The sequence below is a fragment of the Porphyromonas sp. genome (assembly GCF_030529325.1).
Classification (GTDB): Bacteria; Bacteroidota; Bacteroidia; order Bacteroidales; family Porphyromonadaceae; genus Porphyromonas_A.
The window spans coordinates 1-19757 of the sequence record NZ_JAUMXC010000040.1; the positions used below are offsets into that span (position 1 = coordinate 1).

General features: G+C 39.7%; 12 protein-coding genes and 1 pseudogene. 6 read left to right on the forward strand and 7 right to left on the reverse strand.

Annotated features, from left to right (window positions below; genetic code table 11):
* The 3 genes from Q4A14_RS06765 to mobC all read left to right on the forward strand — a co-directional run.
* On the forward strand, window positions 1-350 hold a 350-nt coding region (locus tag Q4A14_RS06765; RefSeq protein ID WP_303170928.1), incomplete at its 5' end, for a hypothetical protein.
* Window positions 347-1633: a conjugal transfer protein MobB gene (mobB, locus tag Q4A14_RS06770; RefSeq protein WP_303170930.1), complete on the forward strand. Its 1287-nt coding sequence runs from the start codon at window positions 347-349 to the stop codon at window positions 1631-1633. The genes Q4A14_RS06765 and mobB, both read left to right, overlap by 4 nt.
* A 132-nt stretch (window positions 1634-1765) precedes the next feature.
* The gene (mobC, locus tag Q4A14_RS06775) at window positions 1766-3769 is read left to right on the forward strand and encodes a conjugal transfer protein MobC (RefSeq protein ID WP_303170931.1); all 2004 of its coding nucleotides are present in this window, start codon (window positions 1766-1768) and stop codon (window positions 3767-3769) included.
* A 6-nt stretch (window positions 3770-3775) separates the two neighbouring features.
* Here the strand turns inward: mobC and Q4A14_RS06780 are convergent, their stop codons facing one another.
* From Q4A14_RS06780 to Q4A14_RS06810, 7 genes are all read right to left on the reverse strand, one after another.
* Entirely contained in the window at window positions 3776-4261 is a 486-nt protein-coding gene (locus Q4A14_RS06780; RefSeq protein ID WP_303170933.1) for a hypothetical protein, read from the reverse strand.
* A gap of 1 nt (window position 4262) precedes the next feature.
* The gene (locus Q4A14_RS06785; RefSeq protein WP_303170934.1) at window positions 4263-6470 is read right to left on the reverse strand and encodes a peptidase domain-containing ABC transporter; all 2208 of its coding nucleotides are present in this window, start codon (window positions 6468-6470) and stop codon (window positions 4263-4265) included.
* Window positions 6471-6536: 66 nt separating this feature from the next.
* Window positions 6537-7076: a hypothetical protein gene (locus Q4A14_RS06790; RefSeq protein WP_303170935.1), complete on the reverse strand. Its 540-nt coding sequence runs from the start codon at window positions 7074-7076 to the stop codon at window positions 6537-6539.
* Window positions 7069-10188, reverse strand: a complete 3120-nt coding sequence (locus Q4A14_RS06795; RefSeq protein ID WP_303170936.1) for a lantibiotic dehydratase — start codon at window positions 10186-10188, stop codon at window positions 7069-7071. The genes Q4A14_RS06790 and Q4A14_RS06795 overlap by 8 nt, the downstream gene beginning before the upstream one ends.
* 11 nt (window positions 10189-10199) lie before the next feature.
* The gene (locus Q4A14_RS06800) at window positions 10200-11363 is read right to left on the reverse strand and encodes a lanthionine synthetase LanC family protein (protein WP_303170937.1); all 1164 of its coding nucleotides are present in this window, start codon (window positions 11361-11363) and stop codon (window positions 10200-10202) included.
* 16 nt (window positions 11364-11379) lie between these two features.
* Window positions 11380-13623, reverse strand: a complete 2244-nt coding sequence (locus Q4A14_RS06805; protein WP_303170940.1) for an outer membrane beta-barrel protein — start codon at window positions 13621-13623, stop codon at window positions 11380-11382.
* Window positions 13624-13803: 180 nt separating this feature from the next.
* Window positions 13804-13995: a class I lanthipeptide gene (locus tag Q4A14_RS06810; RefSeq protein ID WP_303170942.1), complete on the reverse strand. Its 192-nt coding sequence runs from the start codon at window positions 13993-13995 to the stop codon at window positions 13804-13806.
* Window positions 13996-14299: 304 nt separating this feature from the next.
* Here Q4A14_RS06810 and Q4A14_RS06815 point away from each other — a divergent pair.
* From Q4A14_RS06815 to Q4A14_RS06825, 3 genes and pseudogenes are all read left to right on the forward strand, one after another.
* Window positions 14300-15695, forward strand: a pseudogene (locus Q4A14_RS06815) (DUF3945 domain-containing protein).
* A gap of 25 nt (window positions 15696-15720) precedes the next feature.
* Window positions 15721-17796, forward strand: a complete 2076-nt coding sequence (locus Q4A14_RS06820) for a type IA DNA topoisomerase (RefSeq protein ID WP_303170943.1) — start codon at window positions 15721-15723, stop codon at window positions 17794-17796.
* A gap of 94 nt (window positions 17797-17890) precedes the next feature.
* Window positions 17891-19757, forward strand: a 1867-nt coding sequence (locus tag Q4A14_RS06825) for an N-6 DNA methylase (protein ID WP_303170944.1), incomplete at its 3' end; no start/stop codon positions are given.

Sequence of the window (19757 nt, forward strand, 5' to 3'; positions counted from 1 at the left end):
GGGATACTCGCCTACCCAATCCCAAAGACCAACAAAAGGTCATTGCCCTCTTCCATAAATCGGGAGCAGAAACAAAGTCAGACTTCGTACGTGCTCGCCTCTTGGACGAGAGTTTTAAGGTCATTACCGTAGATAAAACTGCCGTCGAGTACTACCGAAAACTCTCAAACATCTCGGCACAAATTCATAAGATTGGTGTACTGTACAACCAAGCTGTCAAGTCCATCAACAGCTACCATTCGGTCAAAACTGCTCAAATATTATTGCAGAAATTGGAGTTTTATGCAACTCAAATTATCGCTTTGCAGGAACAAGCGGTGGCACTCACTATAGACTTTCGGAAGAGATGATTGCGAAGATTTCTGCCACCGAGAGCCTCAGAGGAGCATTGGGCTATAACTTCAAGAAGGTTGCCAAAGAGGAAGCAACAGTCCTTCTTGCCCAAGGCTTGTATCAGAATATGGAGGGTACATACTCTATGGCAGAAGTCCTATCCGATATGGAGCAAGCAATCCCCGACAAGTGCCGAACGAAGAAAACGGTCTTTCACGGCTCGCTCAATCCGCACCCGGACGAGCAGCTGTCCGATGAAACCTTAGTGGCAATCGCCCGGGAGTATATGGATCAGCTCGGCTATGGCAAGCAACCCTACATCGTATTCAAGCACAACGACATTATCCGAGAGCATATCCATATCGTTTCCCTTCGAGTGGATAGTAATGGGCGAAAGATTAACGATAAGTATGAGGGGAGACGAAGCAAGCGGATAACAGAGGAGTTGGAGAGAAAGTATGGACTAATCCCAGCTTCACAGAAAGCAGTCACCTCAAAGACTGAAGTCGCTAAGATAGATGCCACCCAAGGCGACATCAAAAGGCAGATTAGCGAGGTAGCACGTACTACACTCAAACGCTATACCTTCTGCTCTTTGGGCGAATACAATGCCATCCTTAGTCGCTACAATCTGGCGGTAGAGGAAGTCAAGACGGAGTTTCGTGGTAAGCGTTACGATGGACTCGTCTATCTGGTGACAGATGACAAAGGCAACAAGATCAGCATACCTATACACGCTTCTGAGATTGGACGAGGAGTTGGCTATTCAGCCCTGATGAATAAGATCACGAAGTCCAAACAGAGTATTAAGCCCTTCATTCCTCCTATGCGTAAGGCGGTGCTATCCGCTATGCGAACTTCTCCCAAGAATATCGAGGAGTTGCATGAACGGCTATCACGGCAGAACTTGCGTATGGCAGTCCGCCTGAATGATAGCGGACGTATCTACGGCATCACTTTCATAGATGACGATCGAGGTGTAGCCCTTAATGGTTCACGATTAGGTAAGGGGTATGCAGCGAATCAGTTCCATGTCTACTTCAGCGACACATCAGTCAATCGCGTCTTAGATGAAAATCTCTATGGCGGAATAGAAGCGGAGAACTCTTTGCCTAATACAGCAACGCTTACTCCATCTATTGAGAGGACAGAAGAGAGCGATAATCTCATCGACGAATTGGTGGACGACCTTATAGGAGAAGGGCTGCCTACATCGGGCAATGATGATTGGAAAGAAGCTGCTTGGCAACGAAAGCTCCGCAAACAGAGCAAGCTCAAGATCAGACGAGTGAAGAGATAAGATTATAGGGCAAAGGTTTCACGAACGATCACCTGTCGGTGATTTCTTTGTCACGGGAGAAAGCAATATTACACAGCCGTTCGTTAGACGACCATCACACGAGAATTTTCAAACAATAAGACAATATAGATTATGGCACAAGAAGACGACTTGAGAGCACTCGGCAAGATTATGGATTTTATGAGAGGACTATCCGTGATATTCCTCCTTATCAACTGCTACTGGTTCTGCTATGAAGCCTTCCATTCGTGGGGCTTTACGCAGGATATTGTAGACAAAATCCTGATGAACTTTCAGCGAACGACAGGCTTATTCTCGTCCATCCTTTGGACGAAGCTATTCTGTGTGGTTTTTCTCGCCCTCTCTTGTCTCGGCACAAAAGGCGTAAAGGAGGAGAAAATTACTTGGACAAAGATTTGGTCAGTGCTCGCTGTGGGCTTTGTCCTATTCTTCCTTAACTGGTGGTTACTAGCTTTGCCAATTGGTAAGATAGGAGCAGCCTCGCTCTACATCTTTACGCTCTCAGTGGGCTATATCTGTCTCTTGATGGCTGGGGTATGGATGAATCGCTTGCTCAAGAATAACCTGATGGACGATGCCTTTAATGTAGAGAACGAGAGCTTTATGCAGGAGACACGGCTAATGACCAACGAATACTCGGTCAATCTGCCCACACGCTTTTACTACAAAAAGCGATGGAACAAGGGCTGGATCAACATCGTGAACCCTTTCCGTGCCTCTATGGTGCTCGGGACGCCTGGCTCGGGTAAGTCCTTTGCGATTGTAAACAACTATATCAAGCAGCAGATTGAGAAAGGCTTTGCAATGTATATCTACGACTATAAGTTTCCGGATCTGAGTGAGATTGCCTACAACCACCTGCGCCATCATCTCGATGCCTACGAGGTAAAGCCACAGTTCTATGTCATCAACTTTGATGACCCAAGAAAGTCGCATCGCTGCAACCCCATCAACCCAGCCTTCATGACAGATATTTCCGATGCCTACGAATCAGCTTACACCATCATGCTGAACCTAAACCGCACGTGGATACAGAAACAAGGGGACTTCTTTGTAGAGTCGCCTATTATTCTCTTGGCTGCCATCATCTGGTATCTCAAGATTTACGAAAACGGTAGGTATTGCACTTTTCCCCACGCTATTGAGTTCCTCAATCGCCCCTATGCTCAAATATTCCCCATCCTGACCTCCTATGATGAACTGGCCAACTACCTCTCTCCTTTTATGGACGCTTGGGAGGGCGGAGCACAAGATCAATTACAGGGACAGATTGCTTCAGCTAAAATCCCACTCTCTCGTATGATTTCACCGGCACTCTACTGGGTCATGACAGGGGATGATTTTTCGCTCGACATCAATAACCCCAAAGAACCGAAAGTGCTTGTGGTAGGTAATAACCCTGACCGCCAGAATATTTACTCGGCAGCTCTTGGGCTGTACAATAGCCGTATCGTGAAACTCATCAACAAGAAGAAGCAACTTAAATCATCAGTGATTATTGACGAGTTGCCGACTATCTATTTCAGAGGACTTGATAACCTTATAGCTACGGCTCGCTCCAATAAAGTAGCCGTATGTCTTGGTTTTCAGGACTTTTCGCAGCTGACTCGTGACTATGGCGACAAAGAGAGCAAGGTGATACAGAACACTGTGGGTAATGTGTTTAGCGGTCAAGTCGTAGGCGAAACAGCCAAGACGCTCAGCGAACGCTTTGGCAAGGTACTACAACAGCGTCAATCAATGACTATCAACCGCAACGACAAGTCGACCTCGATCTCTACTCAGATGGATAGCCTTATCCCTGCATCAAAAATTAGCAATCTTACTCAGGGTATGTTTGTCGGAGCAGTGTCCGATAACTTTGATGAACGCATCGAGCAGAAAATCTTCCATGCTGAGATTGTCGTAGATGTCGCCAAAGTCTCAGCCGAAACCAAAACCTACGAGCCTATCCCCGTCATTGCCGAGTTCACAAACAAAGATGGCTCCGACAGTCTCAAAGAGTCTATCGAAGCCAACTATAAGCGAGTCAAACAAGAGGTGCTAAGTCTTGTAGATAGTGAAATTAAAAGTATCAAGGCAACCCCTGCTCTTGTACATCTAATCAAAGAATAGATGTAACTACATATTGACATCCCAGAGTAATTTTTGAAATAGATTCCCAGACGATTTGACTACTTGAAAATCAACAGTCTGATTTTCCATTGGTTTTATCGCTGCAATACGGAAACGGCATGCAATCTTCTGTCGTTCCAAAGTATCTCGTACGGAAGAAAACTCAAGTATTTCTCCCTCTATTGTTTTTTGACCTGTTTGAAGAAATAAAACCTGTCCGTTTATGTTGTTCGGTCTTTTATTTTCAAACTTGAGCAAAATGTTCATCTCTACACTATCACCTGATGATAAGGGAATCTCATAGATAGTCGCTGTTCCGGAATAGACTTGTTTGTAAGGCAAAAAATAAGCTATAACAAAAAGACAAAGCAACACAACTCCAATGGCGGTAATGCCATAGCGCACTAACGAAGAAGGGATTTCCCCGACAATACTGCGAACTTTTTCGCTACGAAGCTCAAAACTTCGCTCTTGTTTCTGTTTCTCTTCCATATCAGTTGCCGAGTTCTAATTGATTCTTTACTAAGGCAAAGTATTTGCCACGTTTGGTGGTCAGTTCCTCGTGTGTACCGACCTCTACTATTTTGCCTTCATCCAAAACTACAATTTGGTCGGCATTTCGGACAGTAGAGAGACGGTGAGCCACCACTACTACAGTTTTACCCTTGTAGAAGTCCTCTAACTTCTCAGTAATCGCTCGTTCATTATTAGCATCCAGAGCATTAGTAGCTTCGTCTAGGAACACAAATGTAGGGTTTTTATAGACCATTCGAGCAATTAGTATTCGCTGTCTTTGTCCCTGACTAATCCCTTGACCATCTTGCCCAATCACTGTGTTGTAGGCAAGTGGAAGGCTCTCTATATGGTCTGCTATATTAGCTATACGAGCTGCAGCCCTTATTCGCTCAATGTTTGGCGCGTCATCGCTTATAGCAATATTCCGAGCTATTGTATCGCTAAATAGATATCCCTCTTGCATCACTGCTCCACAGTGATTTCTCCACCAGCTGAGATTGTACTCCTCTAGGTCGGTTCCTGAGACCTTTATCTCACCCTCTAGTGGTGAATAGTAACCAAGCAGTAGCTTAATCAAAGTAGTCTTTCCGCTTCCACTAGCACCCACTATCGCTGTTACTTTCCCATTTGGAATAGTGAGATTGAGATTATCCAAGATAGGAGTTGGGCTATAGATGTCGTACTTAAAGGAAAGGTTCTCCACCTTGATATCTAAGTTGTTTGGTGCAAAATTAGTAACATGTCGGTTACTATTCTCCTCATTCTCCTCTGTATGGATTTCATTCATACGGTCTAGGCTGATGCTGACATCCTGCCAAGAGTAGATAAATTGGATCAATTGCTCCACAGGACTATTGAGCTGTCCGATGATGTACTGTACTGCAAGCATCATACCAAGTGTCATATCTCCCTTGATAACCGCAGTAGCTGCAAGAACAGTGATGAGAATGTTTTTGACTTCATTAATGGTGATACTACCAGCTTGCTGAATTTGCTGAAGATTGAGACTCTGTAAATTGACCTTAAAGAGATCTGCTTGCACATCCTCCCACTCCCATCGTTTACTTTGTTCACATCCTTGTAGTTTGATTTCTTGCATCCCATTGATTAGCTGGTAAGTTACATTGCGATTCTTCCCTGCTTGTTCAAAGTACTTGTAATCGAGAATCCTTCGCTTTTTTAAAAATAGTATTATCCAGCCAGCGTAGAAAATAGTTCCAAAAATAAATACCAAAAATATCAACAGATTATAGAAAGCGAGAACAATGCTAAAAATTACTAACGTAAAAAAAGAGAACAGTAATGTCAAGGTATTAGAGGTCAGAAATTGCTTTACTCTATTATGATCTTCAATTCGCTGTAAAATATCACCTAGGAGTTTAGTATCGAAGAACTTCATAGGTAACTTCATCAGCTTAATGAAGAAGTCACTAATAAGCGAGATGTTAATTCTTGTAGAAATATGAAGAAGTAACTTGGAACGAATAAAGTCTATAATAGTTCGGCTAAATAGTAATAATAGCTGAGCAAATAAGACAAGCCAAATAAAACCTATATCTCTTCCCCCAATACCTGCATCAACTACTGCTTGTGTCAGAAATGGCAATACTAACTGAATTAGAGATCCCAGCAATAAGCCTAAGATGATTTGTCCAAAAAACATTTTATACTTTTTGAAATATCCCCAAAGAAAGTATAACCGGTTTTTTCCTTCAAACTTTCTTCCTTTAGATAATTCGTTATTATAAAACTCTTCAGTTGGCTCTAGTAACAGAACGATTCCTTTCTCTTGTCCATTATTCTTGGTACTAATCCAGTGCTCACAAAACTCATCCTTGGAGTACGTGAGTAAACCTCTCCCTGGATCAGCCACATAGATATGATAATCTCCCTTGCGAAATTTTTCTATCTTATAAAGAACTATAAAATGATTTTGATTCCAGTGTGCTATGCAAGGAAGGGATACTTCTGTTGTAAGAGAGTGAAAAGATACACGTCCTCCAAGTGAGTGGAAGCCGTATTTCTCAGCAGCTTTGCTAATTCCTAATAGAGATACACCTTCTTTTCCCAAAGAGCAATCTTCACGAATTTTTCTTAAATCAGGGTTCTGACCATAGTATTTGACCACCATTCCTAAACATGCTGGCCCACAATCCATCGCATCATTTTGTTTTATATGAAACATAAAATTAAGTGCTTAGAAAAAGGTCTCTTAAAATCTCAATTCATAACAATTTACATTAGCCATATGTTAGTATGACATGTTTGTGTTTATGCAAAAAATGTTGATGTGTAAAATTGTACTATTGCAAATGACATTAGCGATTGTTTCATTAATTATTTCAAAAAAGCTCTGGGTTGTAATGTTGGATTTTTTTGAATAGTAAACAATCAAAATAAAGTATTCATCATTTGTTTTTATTTCAATTGAATAAGAATCAAAATTAGTATTATATCGTTTTAAATTCTTAATGTAAACTCTATTGAGTGCTATATGATTACCAACAGGATTATAAACCCGAGAAAAAATAATTGTATTATCCCAGTCTGTATTATTAAGTATTTGAATAAGTGTAGATGAAATGATTGGGTCATAACAGTTCTTTTCAAACATAAACCGATCAAACCCGAATTCTAAAAGTCTTAAACTGGGAAAATTAACAACAACCTTACTTGATAAAAAATCGTTTCTGTCAAGGAAGTACACATCATAAAACGTATTTGACTGTGTTTTAAAAGTTATTTCATTATCCGATATCCTAAAAACTTCATATGATTCTAATTTATTCATTAGCTCTTCCTAAATTTGATTTGTCAATAAAAGTTGCTCTTTTAAAATAGCGTTCTAGCATTTGATATGCGACATACTCATTAAGTCGATTTCTTGATTTGTATAGTCTAACTAAACTCATATGAATAATTGACGAATATGTTTCTGAAGGGAGTGCGTTATTCTTTGTTATAGCACTTAAAACCCTATTTTCAAAATCATCAAATCTATCCTTGACTTCTTCGCAATAAATATCAAATTCCTTGATGTTTGAATGAAATTTTTTGTTTAGTTTAATTCTCGTTTCTTTTGTTGTCGGAAATTCATTATTGAAATCATTAATTCTTCTTGAGATAAAACTGATTTTATTTAAAATGTTACCGCCGAAAAATATTTTAAGATACGTAATGATAACACATAAGCCAAAATAAAATCTTTTAGTATTGTTTGTGAGAGAAGATAGCATTACACAATGTAAATTGCTGTCAATGCAAAATATCTTTTCAATAGTATGAATATTATCTATGCCATATCTTTCAAGTTCCTTCTCAAAGGTATCATAAGTTATTAAAAATATTTCATTCGTGGCATAATGCGAAATATTTTTTTGAATAACTCCTATTAAACTCTCTGTTTTTTTGGGACTAACATCTTTTATATGATATCTTAATCTGATATGTGAACCAATCATATCTTTATAACGTATAAAATGCCAAGAGTTAATCAATTTCTTTGTTTCAGATTCAATATTATTTAAATCATTTGAAATAATTCTGTCAATTACATTTGCCCCTGCATATAGTTTTATATATAGCCACTCACTTTGAAGGGGAAAGAAAGTTCTAGGTTTTGACGAGCATAATGCAGTATATATATATTTATTATCGATAATAGAATTTGTATTTTTTATTACCCCATCATTTTTGAATGGGAAAAGATATTCAGCTGCATACGATTCACTTCTGGAATCTTTTAATATTGATTCATATTGAGAATAGAACACTTCTTCAATAAGAATATAGCTTTTGTTATGACATTCATACTCAAGTGTAATTAACGCTTTATGAGGAGTTTTGTCAACGTCAATATATAATTTTTGATCCCCTTTTATTATAGAAAATTGCGAGGGAATGCCTTTCTCACGTAAAAACTTTTCTAAGGATATAATACGTGCTTTAAATTCCATTTGGAATATAGGTCGTAAGTCATCGCATGATATTTTCCATTTTGCTAAAGAAAAACAATAATCTTCACACATTATTCTTGGTTGAAACTCAAAATAATCCAATAAGAAAGATGCGGATCTATGAAAATACCTATTATTATTGCAATTATTTAATTGTACTTCTGCTAAGAATTTATAAATAGGTAATAGTTCAATATTATAATTTTGCGTGTGAGATAAAATAGGAAATACCTCTCTTTGTCTTTTAATATCATAGAGTACAATTCTATCCTCATATATTCCAATATAAAGATCGTCTAAACTTACATTATCGGACTTGCCAGTATCTGGATTTGTCAGTAAAGAAATAGTATAATCTCGATTGATTTGTCTACCTAGTATATTAACTGAATTAATATTTGGTGTATGATTCAGTTCAGCAACAGTTCCATGCTTCATTTTTTCTTGCTCCCACTTAGCAAGATTATTACATATTTCATTAATCTTTTCGTTTCTAGCTCCAAATCTACTAAGCATACAAGTTGCGCTATCGGATAAACTCTCTAAAAAATTAATTATTGTTCTTGAGTCTGAATTTTTTCCTATCTGACAATAAGCATTTAGAGTTAAAGGTAATGAACTCTCATTTAATTTTTTGTCGAAGAGAGATCTAGGTAAGTTAATATATTCGCACGTGCCTGCAAAGACTTTTTTCGTTTCATTTAATATATACTTGTTTATATTGTCTAATGCTAGATTTGAGTTAATTGAATTTTCTTTTCGAATATATATGTCATCAATAAAAGGATTTATATCAAATGCATCAGTATGAATATTATCATTAAAATAGACACCTGAGTCTTGGTCAAAAGCTTCTTTAATATTAATAAACTCAGAACCAAACCTAAATTCAAATGCTTTTTTCCATTTTGAAATATTTCTACTTGAGGGTTTCTTTTCAACGCAGAAAGACAAATATAAGTTAAACCCATCTCTGACTTTATCAAATGTTTCCTTATCGATTATTACATCTTGGGATATAAGAGAGTCGTATGAAAAGCAACAATTGATATTTTTAACATTAATCGATTTAAATTTATCTGCTATGTCATTTAGTTGTTCTGGACATATACTGTCTATAGATACATTTTGAAGTTCTTCAAAAAGATTTAACAATATTGAATTTTTATGTATTTTGTTCTTCTTGAGAAAATTGTAAATTTGTTGATGATAAGTTTGTGTTGATGTACTTGGTTCTAATTCAGAATATAATACCTTGTTATCTATAAGTTGATTGAGAAATTTTTCCGTTTCATCCAAAGAATAACCTTTATTTTGGATATACTGACAGATTGAATTGTATGTTTTGCCATTCTTGCAATATTCGAGAAGTTTTACAAGAAATGAATTGTATTTAATTTCTGAAATGGAGTATTTCCTTGTTGACTCTGTATCTAAAAATTCAATATATCTTAAATTCCTTCCATATTGATACATTGTGTTGTTAGTATAATAAATTACAATATTCTTAAGATGAGGAGTCGTCAGAATAAAATTTACGATCTCTCTAAGAATAACTTCAGTATATTCTAATGAAAACGAGTGTTCGTTTTTATAAATAAATTGATCTTCGAGATTATTTGAAGATGCAATATGACCTTGACCAACTGATGAAAAATTTCCGAAGGGTGTCGCTCTCATTGACATCCTTGAGTTGTAGTTAAATAAAGAAACTGAAACAGCTCTTAATTTTTTTGCAGATACTATTCCTTTTTCAAAAACTCCTAGCTTCATTATCTCATTATAAAGGTGAGGAGATGCTAGATATATCCCAAGCATTAGATCTTTGTTTTGCATTACACAATTAATATAATCGCTTAAAGATTTCATATCGTTAGAGCCCAATGCTTCTATGCTTTTATTGGGGACTCTTATAACAAAATTTTCAAAAGGTAACAGGTTTGACATATTCTTGTAGTTTAGATATTTAATAAATATGCTTGAAAAAAATCATCATGTATAATTCCCTCATCAATATATAATAGGACAAAGATAGCACCACTTATGCTGTTAAGAAAGGATACTAAATCATTCCCCTTTAATGCTTGTTCTAAATTTGCCACAACATCATTTCTCCAAAACTGGCTTGCCTCTAAAAAAAAAGGGTCTTTAGTATATTGATAGAATTTATAATATATGTAGGTTAAATAGCTAGAACCATGACAAAAGAAAATATCGTTAATATGAGTGTCAATTCTCTCTCGTCGTACTAAAGTTGCACGAGCTAATGAAATTGACTTTTCATAGTATTCTTTTTTGTTTGATTTGACAAAAAGCGTTAGATACATCGTTGCAATAGCTAAATCTCCATAGCACCATCCTAGACGAATATTATATTTATCTTTAATTTCTTTTTGAGTGGGAGGCCGATCTTCAATCACGGTAGCTGGATAATATGATTTATAACCAGTTCGAAACTGTTCTTCAATATACTTTAGATTAAGTTTTATTATATTGTTAATTTCTTCATTATTAAGAGGGGTGAGCGTGGCTAAGACTGAAACAAAACCCGATAGTCCATGAGCATAACCAATATCGAATTCTTTGTTTTTTTGATAACGAAGAATAGAATTTTTACATCTTGCTCCTTTAGAATCTTTGAGACAAATTTCAATATAATCTTTAGCTATATTGAATAATTCATTTAAGCTGATAATATTTGATTTTTGAGAAAGGTAAAATAATCCTCCCATGCCCCCATATAGAAGATCTGGATTTTGACTTCTAAAAGCATGTTTAGCTGCATAAATTATAGCAGCATCAACATTTTCATCGATCTCAAAAGAATCTCCTCTCAACCTAGAATAGTATGAAAGCATCCAACATATTCCAGGAAGCCCGTCAGCAAAAGAATGTAAATTAGTAATTTGTCCTTGTATTGTGTTCAAGAGAGATTGCTCAAAAATAATACTGGAGAAATTGACCAATGAGTCATCATGTAAAAGTTTCCCAATATAATAATTCAGGAACAGGTAACTTCCCATCCCTTCATGAAGACTATTCTTCACAATTGATGTGTTTGCGTTATATTCAGAATTGATTTTATCAATGAATGCCCGATAAAAATTAGTCCTCAGCTCCATTAGTATTTTAGATTATTTATCTCTTAAATCGAGATGTGTCATTTTCATTTCTATTCACATGAACAGATTTAGTATTCCGGCTAAAAGTATAGGTGATAGCCAGCCGGATATTTTGAGTATTTGGAAGTTCTATGGACTTTACCAGATTGCCCCCGTAGTTATATATAACCTCTGAACCCTGTTGATTAAAAATATCCTCAGCAGATACTGCTATTACAAGATTCTTATCCTTTAGAAATGAGTACTGCATACCGAAATCCATAGTCGAATGGCCTTTGAATGTTTTTTGAAGGTGTTTTGTAACTGTTCTATAATACGGATTGATATAGAATCCAAAACGATTATTAGGCTGATAGCTAATATATAAATTGCCACTACTCCTCCACGTTTTTTGAGAATTAATTATTGAATTATCTAACTCAGGAATAATATTGGAGTATCTCTCATTTTGACCATATAAATAGAGTGTACCTCTTAGTTTGCTGTTAAAGAAAGAAAATGGCAGAGACATACTACCGAAAAAGTAGAGTCTGTCCGCATAATTCCTTGGCATTATATATCTTATGCCATGTTCATCAATATTATAGGTTGATCCGTAAAGATTTTTATCAAAAGTGGCTCCAATAGTAACTACGAAGTACTTAAAAAATAGATGCTGGCTTTTCAAGCTATACCGCATTGAAGGCTTCAGAAGTGGATTACCTACGCTATATTCTTCATCACTATTATAAGTTCGCCCAGGCAACAATGAGAAATATCCTGCACGGTCATTTCTCATAGTAAAATTAAAGGTCGTTGAATAGTTATTAGTTGCATCCCAATTAATCAATACAAAAGGTGACATACTCCACTCTTCAGTCTTTAGTTTCTCTGGAAATTCATAGTTGTAAAGTGAATACTCACCACGCATACCTAAGTACAAAGATAGATCAGGAGTTATTTTGAGATTTCCAGATGTATAGGCTCCGACTATGGTTTCATTTACTACAAAGTCAGAGTTGACAGTATTCTGCTCTGTAGTTTGTTTCATCTGAGAGAAAAATGACTCGGTACCCACTTTAAATTCTAGTTTCGGTAACTTGAGTTTGTACTCTGCTTCAATAATATGTCTATACCCCCCCATGTTTTTAGTCGTGCTGTGAACACCTCCCAAGCTGTTACTATACGACTGTTCGTAGTCACTAAGACCAGTAAGGTAGCCATACGATACTTTAAATTGGTTCTTAAGAGTGTCTGCTGAGATATACTCAATATTGGTCGAGAGTAAATCCATCCAATCCATCTCTTTTCTGTCGGCAGTTCTCTCTAGAGTCTTTGCTAGCCAATACTCCTCCTCCGACCTATCTTTTACATCATCAATATAGTAAGAGAGAAAATAGTTGACGCTTCCATTGAGCACTTTAGGTGTCCATGTGAAGTTTAATATCCCAAAGTATGAATTCTTTAAATCACAATCCTTTCTCTTTATCTCTCTTTCCCTCTGATTAGAAGAGTACGCCTCTATTTTATTAGAGATATAGGATGGTCTACTGTAGCCAAGTGAAGCGTTACCTGATAAATTGCCATACTTACCAAGCAAATCCATATAGGTTCCCACTCTATACGCTTGGTTTCGGAGTAGTGTTCCGTGGGTAGTGTTTCCAATACTATACCCATCCAACCGTTTCTTTTTCGTGATGATTTCAATGGTCGTGCCTTCTCCTGAAAGCCTATTTTCCGCCAAAGCATTAGTTTGGAGATAAATCTTCTCCACATTGGATGCAGGCATAGACCTAAGATAATTCACAAGAGTCCCAATTGGTAACCTCTGTTTTACTCCATCAATTACTACCAAAGGATTATTCCCTTGAACGGTTATCCCATCTTTAGAGACTTGCACACTCGGCATTCGTTTGAGTACATCCAGCATATTGTCCGCTGCATTGTTACTCAAACTCCCCACATCTACCCCTAGCTTGCCATCAACCAGCGAGAAAGCCTTTCTATACGAAGAAACGACTACTTCGTCAAGCATCAGATTTGTTGATTTGAGCACTATAGGCATAACAAATGAATAGTTCTTAGGCACAACGATTCTCATCGTCTTGAACCCTATAAACCCTATTTTCAATATAACAGAATCAACTACACAATTTGAATTATCCAATTCGAAATGCCCGTTGTCTTGACTTATCGCAAAAGAATAAATATGTGTAGAATCCGATAGAGAGATAGATGCTACTGAAGCAAACTCTATTGGATCACCTTTTTCATCAGTCAAGCGTCCTTTAATTGATTGACCATACACTATGGTGCAAGCGAAACTAATATAAATAAAAAAAAATAATTGCCTCATTAGAAGAGTGGTATATTATTAATAGCTTAGTGCGTTTGGCAATGTTTAGAAAAAAGATAATTGGTACTGGAATCCCCAGTACCAATTACAATTTAAAAATACGACTCAATCCTTTCTGCAGGATTTTTGGCAGCAAGAACGACGTTGATCTTCTTCACCCTTCGTATCAAGCTCTTCCGTTAACTCCTTAGAAGAGGTGGTGTTAGAGTGAGATTCAGCACCAACGATGTGGCTCATCTCTTCATCTTGAAGTCTTGAAACGACTTCTTTTTCCAAAGATAATTTCTTCTGCTCCATAATAAAAAATTTATAAATTAATAAAAAACTCTCCCCGTGTGCCAATATACAAATATTTTCTATACTAAACAATAGTGAGCCCCCCTGCAAAAGTATTCTTCGATCTCTTACACTAAATTTGCACTTGATACTTGAATCTGCACTTGCAAAAAAAACACAATTTTATTTGCTCAGTAAAAAAAGAATACATTCCTTCCTAATAATACCCATCAATCCCCTCTTTTCCATTCCACAAAAATCTGTAAAAAGAAGTTTAATATATTTGCTATTCAATGACAAATTACTCTTTCAATAAGAACAAATTATGGAATCGAACAACAATGATTACGTGTTGGTCTTGGAAGACCGCACAGCCGTGAAAAACGACCAAGAGGTCGGTACGCTTTCTGTCGTTTCAGGTATTGACGAAAGTGGTCAACTCAAGACCTCAGAAGCACGGGAAGCCAATCAAGCTTCCTTCTTGAAGTTCAACAGCAAAGATGGGCTCTTCAAGAACTTTATGACCAATTTCCTCAAGCAGTTCAATGACCCTTCTCGTTTCGGACTGTACAAGGTGGTAGCCAACAACGTGGAACAAGGTGTAGAACACCTCCGCACAGCTCTTCAAAACAGACAAAGCCCCGAAGTGAAAGCACAACTCCAAGAAAGTCAGGTACACTTTGAGGACTTTTTACCCATGCAAAAAAATGCTACAGCTATATGATCCGGAAAAGATTGATTGGCGTATGCTCGAAGATCTCGGGTTAAGCCGAGAGAAACTCGAAGCGAGTGGAACTTTAGAGAAGATGCTCAACTGGCAGAAGAGCGACCTTGTGGGCATCGCTGTACCCTATGGCAACAGTTCTATTTATACAGAGGCTCGCCTCGCTTTCCGTACCGATGATGATGGCAACATAGGCTTAGCCGTTCATGCTATGCGTAAAGAGCCGCAGTTGAATTTCCCCTATATGGGACATAAGTTTACACCGGAGGAGAAGGAACAGCTTCTCAAAACAGGCAACCTTGGAAAAACCATTGAAGTAACTCCGAAGAATGGCGAGTCTTTTGCCGCCTATGTATCTATTGATCCGCAGACTAACGAGGTTATTGCACTGCGTGCCGACCGTGTCTCTATCCCCAAAGAGATTAAGGGTGTTACACTCTCTGACATCCAGTACAAAGACCTTGTAGAAGGCAAGGCGGTGAAAGTAGAGGGTATGACCTCGAAGAACGGCAAATCTTTTGATGCGACCTTGCAGGTAAATGCCGAGAAGAAAGGTATCGAATTTATCTTTGGTGAAAGTAATAGTCTCCAAGAGCGCCAGGGACAACAGCAGAAGCAAGGAGGAGTGCCTCATAAACTCTGTGGCTTGGAGCTAACCGAGAAACAGCGTGAAGCATTGAACAGTGGCAGCACTCTCTATCTCAAGAATATGGTAGATAAGGAAGGTAAAAGCTTTAACGCCTACGTACGTATGGATAAGGAGCAGAACCGCCCACGCTTCTTCAAATACAATCCTGACAAGAAACAAGGTAATGGCAAGGTTGAAGTCGTGGCTGAAGAACACAAGACGCAGGTAGCAGTCAATAACCAAGGCAAGACCAACGAAGCCACCAAGCACTTAAAAGAACCACTCAAATCAGGCCAAACACAGCCCACGGCAGAGCAAAAAGAGAAGCAAGAGAGAAAGACACAACAGCGTCGTGGACGCAAGATGTAACCCAATAACACAAGATTAACCAACCATGATAACATGTATTATTGCCGAGAAACCCTCGGTAGCTCGTGATATTGCCCGTATTGTAGGGGCAAATACGAAACAGGAGGGATACCTCGAAGGAGGTGGCTACCTCGTGACTTGGGCGATGGGACATCTCATTACGCTGGCCATGCCCGAGGTTTATGGTTACTCCACCTATAAAGCCGAAGACCTGCCCATTCGTCCCAATCCTTTCCGACTCATCGTCCGCCAAGTCCGCAAGGATAAAGAACCATGTGATGACCCTGCAGCTCTAAAACAACTGAAAGCCATTCGTCATTGCTTTGGTTTGGCGGAGCGCATCATCGTAGCAACCGATGCAGGAAGAGAAGGGGAATTGATATTTCGCATGATTTATCAATACCTCGACTGCCACAAGCCATTCGACAGACTCTGGATTAGTTCACTTACAGATAAAGCTATCCGTGAGGGCTTAGCGCAGGTGAGGGCAGGGAGAGACTATGATAACCTTTACTATTCCGCTAAAGCTCGAAGTGAGGCTGATTGGCTTGTAGGTATCAATGCCAGTCGGGCCTTGTCGATTGCTCGTAAGGGAGGTTACTCTTTGGGACGTGTACAGACACCAACGCTTGCGATGGTATGCCGTCGTTACCTTGAAAACAAGAACTTCTCTTCTGTCCCTTATTGGAGAGTGAATGCCTTAGTGGAGAAAGAGGGCATCCTCCTCAAAGCCATTAGCACAAACAGCTTCGATAATGAGGGCTCGGCACAGAGTGCTCTCGCAGCCCTCCGCAGTCAAGGTCGACTGAGCGTATCATCGCTCACAAGAAAGGTGGGGACTACACCGCCACCTCTTTTGTATGACCTTACCTCACTTCAGAAGGAGGCGAATCGAAAGTGTGGTTTTTCAGCCGACAAAACTCTCTCGATAGCCCAATCGCTCTATGAGAAGAAAGTAATAACTTACCCACGTACAGGCAGTCGTTACATCAGTGAAGATGTCTTCGAAGAAGTGGGGATTACTCTTCGTACACTCGGTAAAGGCTTGCAGACTCCTCTTAATCGCCACAGCGTGGACAACGATAAAGTCACCGATCACCATGCCATTATCTCAACCGGAGAAAGGGCATTGGGACTCAGCGCAGATGAAAGCATCATCTATCAGATGATTTGTACTCGCTTTATCGAAGCCTTCTCACCGAACTCAGAAGAGGAGCGTATGCAGGTTATTTTCACGGATGGTACCTATTCTTATAGTTGGAAAGGATGCCACATTCTCTATTCGGGTTGGAAAGCTGTTGCCCAAGAAATTAAAGAAAAGAGAAAAGGAGAAGAGGCAGAAGATGAAGAAGAACTGTTAACATCTCTTCCCGACCTTACAGAGGGTGAAAACCTTCAGGTCAGCTCTGCCGAAATCACAACACACAAAACGAAGCCTAAACCCCTCTATACTGAGGCGACTTTGCTCTCGGCTATGGAACATGCGGGCAGAGAGGTGGAGGAAACGGAAAGCCGTCAAGCGATGGCAGAATGCGGTATCGGAACACCTGCCACACGAGCAAACATCATCGAGACCCTGATTTTGAGAGAGTACATCCGACGAGAAAAGAAGAGTATCGTCCCCACGGAAAAAGGACTTTCGGTCTATGATATTGTCAAAGACCGGCGTATCTCCAATGCCGAAATGACAGGAGCGTGGGAAGTTGCTCTTTCTGCGATTGAGTCCGGTTCGGCAGCCGTCGAACAGTTTAATCAGCGTATTGCAGAGTACACCGAGCAAATCTGTCGGGAGCTTTTGAAGCTATCGCCTCCACAAAAGAGCTATCCCAGCTATCACTGTCCCAAGTGCGGGAACAAAAGTGTCGGTATCTATGCAAAGATTGCCAAGTGTAGACATGAGGGTTGTGGCTTCGTCATCTTCCGAGAAGTTTGTGGCACGTTCCTCTCTGAGGATAATCTCCGAGACCTGATCAATACCAAACGCACACCCATTCTCAAAGGCTTGGTGAGCAAGGCCGGTAAAAAGTTCAATGCTCGACTTGTTCTCCAAAACGACAATACTACAACCTTTGAGTTTGAGGGCAAGAAAAAGAATAAATAAAAACTTTTTTCTTTCACCGCAAAAAAAAACGACAGTCGGTAGTGTAAGATGCGCTCTTCACTATCGACTGTGTAACCTTATCTGATTTACAACCATGGCATACAATAAGAAAGCTGTTTTAGAGGCTAATACCGAAGCTATTCGTGTCGTACTCCGCTTAGAGAAAGAGCGTCGAGAGGCAACCGAGGCTGAAAAAACAATATTAAGGGGTTACCAAGGTTTTGGAGGACTCAAGTGTGTCCTCAACAGATGTGACCAAGCCGAGGACATCCGACACTGGTCCGGCTCAGAGCAAAACCTATTTGTCCCCACGCAACAACTCAAGCAACTCATTTATCGAGAAGCAATAGATACCCATACCGCCAAACGCTATTGGGATAGTATAAAGGCGAGTGTACTCACCTCCTTCTACACGGACACACATATTGTCTCAGCTATTGCCGACTCCATTGCGACAACCGGGGTTACCATTAAGCGATGTTTGGATCCTTCCGCAGGCATGGGGGCTTTTGCCGAGACCTTTGCGTCCAAAGTAAGCCTTGTCGATGCCATGGAAAAAGACCTCCTGACGGCTCGTATCTCACAAGCCCTGCACCCCTATGGCGAAGGGAATATCTTCACTCAGAACCAACCCTTTGAAGCCATTGGAGAAGTGGAGGACAAGGATAAATACGACCTTGTGACGAGTAACATCCCTTTTGGAGACTTTATGGTCTATGATCGCAGTTACACCAAGAGTAAGGATGTACTTAAGAGCGAATCTACCAGAGCCATTCACAATTATTTCTTCGTTAAGGGATTGGATACCCTCAAAGAGGGTGGACTACTTGCCTTCATCACTTCGCAAGGCGTCCTTGATGCTCCACGCAACGAGCCTATCCGTCGCTATCTGATGCAAAACAGTCGGCTTATCTCGGCTATTCGCCTACCCTCGGGTATGTTCAGTGAGAATGCCGGCACAGAGGTTGGAAGCGACCTCATTATCCTGCAAAAGCAGTCGGGCAAGGATATTGGCGAGGGATTGGAGCAAGCTTTTGTCAGAAATTTCCCGGTTCCCAAGGGCGATGGCTTCTCTATTGCCTTTAATCATAGTTCTCTTTTTGAGGGCGAGTGGCAGAAGGTAATGCAGCACACCATCGCCACGAGTCGCACGATGGGTACAGACCCTTATGGGAAACCTACTTGGATCTATGAATTTGATGGCGGTATTGAAAAGATGGCTGACAGTCTACGCATTCAACTTTCAGAGGATATAAAGACGCGTTTTGACAGAAAGTTGTACGATACAGGCATCGCTATGACAGAGGAAGAGCGACAAGCTGAAGCTAAAAAGAATCTCCGTCAATTGGGTGTAACAGCAGGCTTGTCTGAGTCTAAAGAGGAAAAGAGCAAGGGAGCAGAGGAGGATGACAAGATTAACGATGCCTACACGCTCCTTCCTAAGAGTATCAGGAAACAATTACCCAAACTCTACAGCACCGAAGGGGAGCTTATCGGAGATAAAATCGCCTATGCTCGCTACTTCTTTCCTATGGGGGCTTATACAGCCTATTTGCTCGAATATGACCCCAAAGAGCGTATCGGTTTCGGGGCGGTAACCATGGGGTATGAATGGGAACTTGGTATTATGTCTCTAGAAGAAATGGCGGAAGTCAATGTACACGGCTTAGGCATAGAGCGAGACCTATACTTCAAACCTCAGAAGCTCCATGAGATCGCGGAACTTGAGGAACTTGTCAGAGGACGATATACCAGGGAAGCTACTCCCGCGATGGAGAATGTATCAGAAGAGATTGGAGAAGAGACAGAGGAGGGAAAAACTGAGGTACAGAATACAGAAGAAAAGCAAACACCTACGGCCGGTCTTACGTCCCAAGAAGAACCTGCGCCCGAAGGAGTTCCTACTTTAACACTGCATCGTCAATACGAAAAGGAGGTACCCGAAATACGAACGGATGTGG